Annotated in this window: 3 protein-coding genes and 1 pseudogene; 2 read left to right on the top strand and 2 right to left on the bottom strand. The window is 72.9% G+C overall.

The window, feature by feature from the left end; translation table 11 throughout:
- Nucleotides 1–88 precede the first annotated feature (88 nt).
- Complete coding sequence (locus tag UW392_RS45290) at nt 89–1,705, bottom strand: MDR family MFS transporter (RefSeq protein WP_320781172.1); 1,617 nt, start codon at nt 1,703–1,705, stop codon at nt 89–91.
- 158 nt (nt 1,706–1,863) lie between these two features.
- The gene (locus tag UW392_RS45285; protein WP_320781171.1) at nt 1,864–2,589 is read right to left on the bottom strand and encodes a helix-turn-helix domain-containing protein; all 726 of its coding nucleotides are present in this window, start codon (nt 2,587–2,589) and stop codon (nt 1,864–1,866) included.
- Between the two features lie 340 nt (nt 2,590–2,929).
- On the opposite strand from UW392_RS45285, the gene UW392_RS45280 reads away from it, so the two are divergent.
- Nucleotides 2,930–5,314: a phosphoketolase family protein gene (locus tag UW392_RS45280; RefSeq protein ID WP_320781170.1), complete on the top strand. Its 2,385-nt coding sequence runs from the start codon at nt 2,930–2,932 to the stop codon at nt 5,312–5,314.
- Nucleotides 5,315–5,322: 8 nt separating this feature from the next.
- A pseudogene (locus UW392_RS45275) lies at nt 5,323–6,660 on the top strand (glycoside hydrolase family 65 protein); the annotation flags it as partial.

Raw genomic sequence — 6,660 nt, 5'->3', positions numbered from 1 at the left:
CCGGCAGCACCACCGTATGCGCGGGGCCGCCCGCCCCTTCGAAGGGGCGGGCGGCCCCGCGCATACGGTGGTGCTGCCGGGACGCGGGTCAGGCGACCGGAGCCGCCGGTCCCCGGTCGGCCGGCGCGGCGTCGCCCGACTCCTCGGCGAGCCGCTCCAGGCCGCTGGTGGTCTTCAGCGGCTTCTCCTTGATGAAGGCCACGGCCACCAGCGCCAGCAGCGCGAACGGCGTCGCGACGAGGAACAGGTCGGCGGTGGCGACCCCGTAGGCGTGCTCCACGATCTCCCGCATCGGGCCGGTCAGCGTGGACATGTCGGGGAGGGCACCCTCGCCGCCGGACGAGGAACCGCCCGCCGCACCGGCGGCGCCCGCCTGCTCCAGGCTCTTGGTGATCTCGCTGGTCACCCGGTTGGCGAGGATCGCGCCGAGGACGCTGGTACCGATGGTGCCGCCCATGGAACGGAAGAAGGACAGCACGGAGGTCGCGGCGCCGAGCTCGGCGGCCGGGACGTCGTTCTGCGCGGCGAGCACCAGGTTCTGCATCAGCATGCCGACGCCGACACCGAGGACGGCCATGTAGACGCTGAGCAGCCCGAAGTGGGTGTCCGCGCCGATCAGGGAGAGCAGGGCCAGACCGGCGCTCATGATGACCGCGCCCGCGACCAGGTACCGCTTCCACTTGCCGGTGCGGCTGATGACCTGGCCGGCGACGGTGGACGACACCAGCAGGCCGAGGATCATCGGAAGGCTCATCAGACCGGCGATGGTCGGCGACTTGCCGAGCGAGACCTGGAAGTACTGCGAGAGGAAGACCGTACCGCCGAACATGGCGACACCGACGAGGAGGCTGGCGACCGTGGTCAGGGTGACCGTGCGGTTCTTGAAGATGTCCAGCGGGATGACCGGTTCGGCGGCGCGCGTCTCGACCAGGACGGCGAGGAGCAGCAGCACCACGCCGCCGGCGACGAGGGCGCCGGTCTGCCAGGAGGCCCAGTCGAACTGGTTGCCCGCCAGCGACACCCAGATCAGGAGCGCGCAGACACCGGCGACGATGAGGAAGGCGCCGAGCCAGTCGATCTTCACCTGGCGCTTGACGGTGGGCAGCTTCAGGGTGCGCTGCAACAGGAAGATGGCGAGCAGCGCGAACGGCACGCCGATGAAGAAGCACCAGCGCCAGCCCAGCCAGTCGGTGTCCACGAGCACACCACCGATGAGCGGTCCGGCCACGGTGCCGACGGCGAAGACGGCACCGAAGATGCCGGAGTACTTGCCCAGCTCGCGGGGCGGGATGACGGCGGCCATGACGACCTGGGCGAGGGCGGTCAGACCACCGGCACCGATGCCCTGCACGACCCGGCTGAAGATCAGCAGCGTCGTGTCGTGGGAGAAGCCGGCCAGCAGCGAGCCGATCACGAACATGCACAGCGAGAGCTGGAGCAGCAGCTTCTTGTTGAAGAGGTCGGACAGCTTGCCCCACAGGGGCACCGTCGCGGTCATCGCCAGCAGTTCGGCGGTGACGACCCAGGTGTAGGAGGACTGGCTGGCGCCCAGGTCGGCGATGATCGTCGGCAGCGCGTTGGACACCACGGTGCCCGCGAGGATGGCGACGAACATGCCGGCCATCAGGCCGGACATGGCCTGGAGTATCTGTTTCTGGCTCATCGAGCCTGACGGCGCTTCGGCGGGCGCCTGCGGTGTGGTCACGACTTCTCTTTCGACGAGTCCGACGGTGTTCGAACGGTGGTGGTGATCGGTGGCCCCGCGGACCGGCCGGGCGCCCACGACGGGCGTCCCCGGGCGCGCGGGGTCGGACAGCGGGCACCGCCCGCGGCGCGGGGCCGGGCGGTCGGTGCGGGGGTGGACTACGCGGGCGGCGCCGGGAGTCCGGCGGCCAGGAGGCCGAAGACCTCCCGGAACACCTCGTTGAAGGCGCGCTCCTCCTGCCGGGCGCACCAGTGGTCGACGCTGACCCGGACGGCGGTGACCGCCACCGCGGCGAGCAGCCGCGGGTACAGCTCCAGCGCGTTGCGCCGTTCCTCGGCGGAGGCGGCCGGCGCCCCCGGGGCTTCTGGGACCTCCGGGGCTTCTGGGGCCTCCGGGGCCTCCGCGTCGGCGGTGGTCCGCCCGCCGCCGCTGAGGCGCTCGGCGACCGCCTCAGCCAGTTCCGTCTCGTCGGCCATGTGCGCGCCGAGGACGCGGACGAGGAGGTGCGGCGCCTCGCGCAGCACCTTGCCGTGCAGCCGCCACAGTTCGTGCTGCTGCTCGGCCTCGGCCAGTTCGGAGACCATGGCCTCGTGCAGGGCCTGGAGCGGGGTCAGCCCGGCCGGTGCGGCGAGCAGCGCCTTGCGTACGTTGGCGCCGGTCTCGGCGCCGGTCAGCACGAAGACGTCGTCGCGGGTGTCGAAGTAGTTGAAGAAGGTCCGCACGGAGACGCCGGCGGCGGCGCTGATCGCCTCCACGGTGACCTTCTCGGCCCCGTGCTCGGCTGCCAGGCGCACCGCCGCCTCGGTAAGAGCGGCCCGCGTGGCCCGCTTCTTCCGCTCTCGTAGACCGCCCCCCGCGGCACTCCCCTCCGACATAAGTTGCATGCTATGCAAAGATGCACGCCATGCAAAATTCGCCCCCGGACGCGCCCCTCGCGAGCCCCCTCGCGCGCCGCGCCGGGCTCTGACCTCCGCCGCGCCGGGCTCTGACCTCCGCCCCGTTCCGGCCGGCCCCGACGTCCGCCCCGTCCGGGGTCCGGCCTCGGCCCCCGTTCGGGGTTCACAAGTGACCCGAACGGCCCTGTCGGGTACCCGGCGGGCCCGCGCAGGGTGGTGGGATGTGCACCGGGCGCCCCGGTTCTCGCCTGCCCTCCCGGCGGCCCGCACCGGCGGCACCACGGTCCACCCCCGGCCGACCGCTGCTCCGACACGGAAAGGACCCCCGATGTCCGCCGATCCGCACGAGGCGCCCGACCGGCTCACCGACGAGGAACTGTCCGTCCTGGACGCCCACTGGCGCGCCGCGAACTACCTCGCCGTCGGCCAGATCTACCTCCTGGCCAACCCCCTGCTCACCGAGCCGCTCCGCCCCGAGCACGTCAAGCCCCGGCTGCTCGGGCACTGGGGCACCTCACCCGGCCTCAACCTGGTCCACACCCACCTCAACCGGGTCATCAAGGCCCGCGACCTCGACGCCCTGTGCGTCTGGGGACCCGGCCACGGCGGGCCCGCCGTCCTCGCCAACTCCTGGCTGGAGGGCACCTACACCGAGACCTACCCCGACATCACGCGGGACGCGGCCGGCATGGGCCGACTGTTCCGGCAGTTCTCGTTCCCGGGCGGCGTGCCGAGCCACGTCGCGCCCGAGACACCGGGCTCCATCCACGAGGGCGGCGAACTGGGCTACTCCCTCTCGCACGCCTACGGTGCCGCCTTCGACCACCCGGACCTCGTTGTCGCCTGTGTCATCGGCGACGGCGAGGCGGAGACCGGCCCGCTCGCCACCTCCTGGCACTCCAACAAGTTCCTCGACCCGGTGCACGACGGCGCCGTCCTGCCGGTCCTGCACCTCAACGGGTACAAGATCGCCAACCCGACCGTCCTCGCCCGGCTCCCCGAGTCCGAACTGGACGAGCTGCTGCGCGGCTACGGCCACGACCCCCTGCACGTCACCGGCGACGACCCGGCCGCCGTGCACCGCGCCATGGCCCACGCCATGGACACCGCGCTCGACCGCATCGCCGCGATCCAGCGCGGAGCCCGCGAGGACGCCTCCGGCGAGCGGCCCCGCTGGCCGATGATCGTGCTGCGCACCCCGAAGGGCTGGACCGGCCCCGCCGAGGTCGACGGCAAGCCCGTGGAGAACACCTGGCGCGCCCACCAGGTCCCCCTCTCCGCCGTCCGCGACAACCCCGACCACCTCCGGCAACTGGAGAGCTGGCTGCGCTCCTACCGGCCCGAGGAACTCTTCGACGAGGACGGCGCGCCCCGCCCCGCCGTGCTGCGCGGCGTCCCCGAGGGCCCCCGCCGCCTCGGCGCCACCCCGTACGCCAACGGCGGGCTGCTCCTGCGCGAACTGCCGCTGCCGCCGCTGGACAAGTACGCCGTCGCCGTCGACAAGCCCGGCACCGCCCTGCACGAGCCCACCCGGGTCCTCGGCGACGTGCTCCGCGACGTCATGGCCGCCACCGCCGACCGGCGCGACTTCCGCCTCGTCGGCCCCGACGAGACCGCCTCCAACCGCCTCCAGGCCGTCTACGCGGCCAGCGGCAAGGCCTGGCAGGAGGAGACCCTCGACGTCGACGAGGACCTCGACCCGCACGGCCGGGTGATGGAGATCCTCTCCGAGCACACCTGCCAGGGCTGGCTGGAGGGCTACCTCCTCACCGGCCGGCACGGGCTGTTCTCCTGCTACGAGGCGTTCGTCCACATCGTCGACTCCATGGTCAACCAGCACATCAAGTGGCTGCGGGTGACCCGGCGGCTGCCCTGGCGCGCCCCCATCGCCTCCCTCAACTACCTGCTCACCTCGCACGTCTGGCGCCAGGACCACAACGGTTTCTCCCACCAGGACCCCGGCTTCGTCGACCACATCCTCAACAAGAGCCCCGAGGCCGTACGGGTCTACCTGCCGCCGGACGCCAACACCCTGCTCTCCGTCGCCGACCACGCCCTGCGCAGCCGCGACTACGTCAATGTCATCGTCGCCGGCAAGCAGCCCTGCTACGACTGGCTGACCATGGACGAGGCCCGCACGCACTGCGCGCGCGGCGCCGGCATCTGGGAGTGGGCCGGCACCGAGGACGGCTCCCGCGAACCCGACGTGGTGCTGGCCTCGGCGGGCGACGTCCCCACCCAGGAGGTGCTCGCCGCCGCCCAGCTGCTCCGCCACCACCTGCCCGAGCTGGCCGTCCGGGTCGTCAACGTCGTCGACATCGCCCGGCTGCTGCCGAGCGGCGAACACCCGCACGGGATGAGCGACTTCGAGTACGACGGCCTGTTCACCGCCGACAAGCCGGTCATCTTCGCGTACCACGGCTACCCCTGGCTGATCCACCGCCTGGCCTACCGGCGCAACGGCCACCACCACCTCCACGTGCGCGGCTACAAGGAGATCGGCACCACGACCACCCCGTTCGACATGGTGCTCGGCAACGACATGGACCGCTACCGCCTGGTCATGGACGTCATCGACCGGGTGCCCGGCCTCGTGGTGCGCGCCGCCGCCGTCCGCCAGCGCATGGAGGACGTCCGGCTCCGCCACCACGCCTACATCCGCGAACACGGCGTCGACCTCCCGGAGGTCGCCGACTGGTCCTGGGAGGGCTGAGCGCCGACATGACAGCGACCCCCGCCGCCACCTGGGAGTACCACGGCTACGACCCCGCCGGGGAGCGGCTGCGGGAATCGCTGTGCACGCTCGGCAACGGGTACTTCGCCACCCGCGGCGCGCTGCCCGAGTGCGCCGCGGACGACGTGCACTACCCGGCCACCTACGTCGCCGGCTGCTACAACCGGCTGACCTCGTCCGTCGCGGGGCGGGAGGTCGGGAACGCCGGGGCCGTCGGGAACGTCGGGGCCGTCGGGAACGTCGGGACCATCGAGAACGAGGACATGGTCAACCTGCCGGACTGGCTGCCGCTGCGGTTCCGCGTCGCGGACGGCCCGTGGCTCACGCCCGACACCGCACCGGTCCTCGGCCACCGGCAGACGGTGCACCTGGACGGTGGGCTGCTGGAGCGCCGCACCCGCTTCGGCCTCGGGGAACACGGCGTCCTCGCCGTCCGCCAGGTACGGCTGGCGCACATGGGCGACCCCCATCTGGCGGCTCTGCGCACCGAGTTCACGGCCGAGTCCGCGGAGCTGGAGCTCGAGGTGGAAGCGGCGCTCGACGGAGGCGTCACCAACTCCGGTGTGCCGCGCTACCGGGAGCTGGAGGGCCGTCACCTCACCCATGTGCACACCGGCGACGCGGGCGGCGGCACGGTGTGGCTGCGCTGCCGCACCCGTACCTCCGACATCCGCGTCGGCCTCGCCTCCCGGGTGACGGCGGGTGTGCCGGTGGAGCCGGGGCGGGACGGGCCCCGCGCCACCCAGACCCTGCGGCTGCGGCTCGGACCCGGCCGGGAGCCCGCCGTCGTCGACAAGGCGGTCGCCCTGCACACCTCGCGCGACCCGGCGATCAGCGACCCGCTCCAGGCCGCCGTCGACCGGGTCGGCGGCGCCCCGGGCTTCGACAGCCTCGTGCGCACCCACGGCACCGCCTGGTCCCAGCTGTGGCGCCGCGCCGGACTGGAGGTCCCCGGCGAGGCGGGCGCCATCCTGCGCCTGCACCTCTTCCACGTGTTGCAGACCCTCTCCCCGCACACCGCCGACCTCGATGTCGGTGTCCCGGCCCGCGGCCTGCACGGGGAGGCGTACCGCGGGCACGTCTTCTGGGACGAGCTGTTCGTCCTGCCCTACCTCAACCTGCACTTTCCCGAGGTCTCCCGGGGGCTGCTGCACTACCGGCACCGCCGGCTGGAACGGGCCCGCGCGGCGGCCCGCGCCCTCGGCCGGCGCGGCGCCCTCTACCCGTGGCAGAGCGGCAGCGACGGCCGGGAGGAGACCCAGCGACTGCACCTCAACCCGCGCTCGGGCCGCTGGCTCCCCGACCACTCCCACCTCCAGCACCAC

It is taken from the genome of Streptomyces sp. CRN 30 (assembly GCF_034105845.1).
This window is presented reverse-complemented; position numbering and strand designations above follow the sequence as displayed.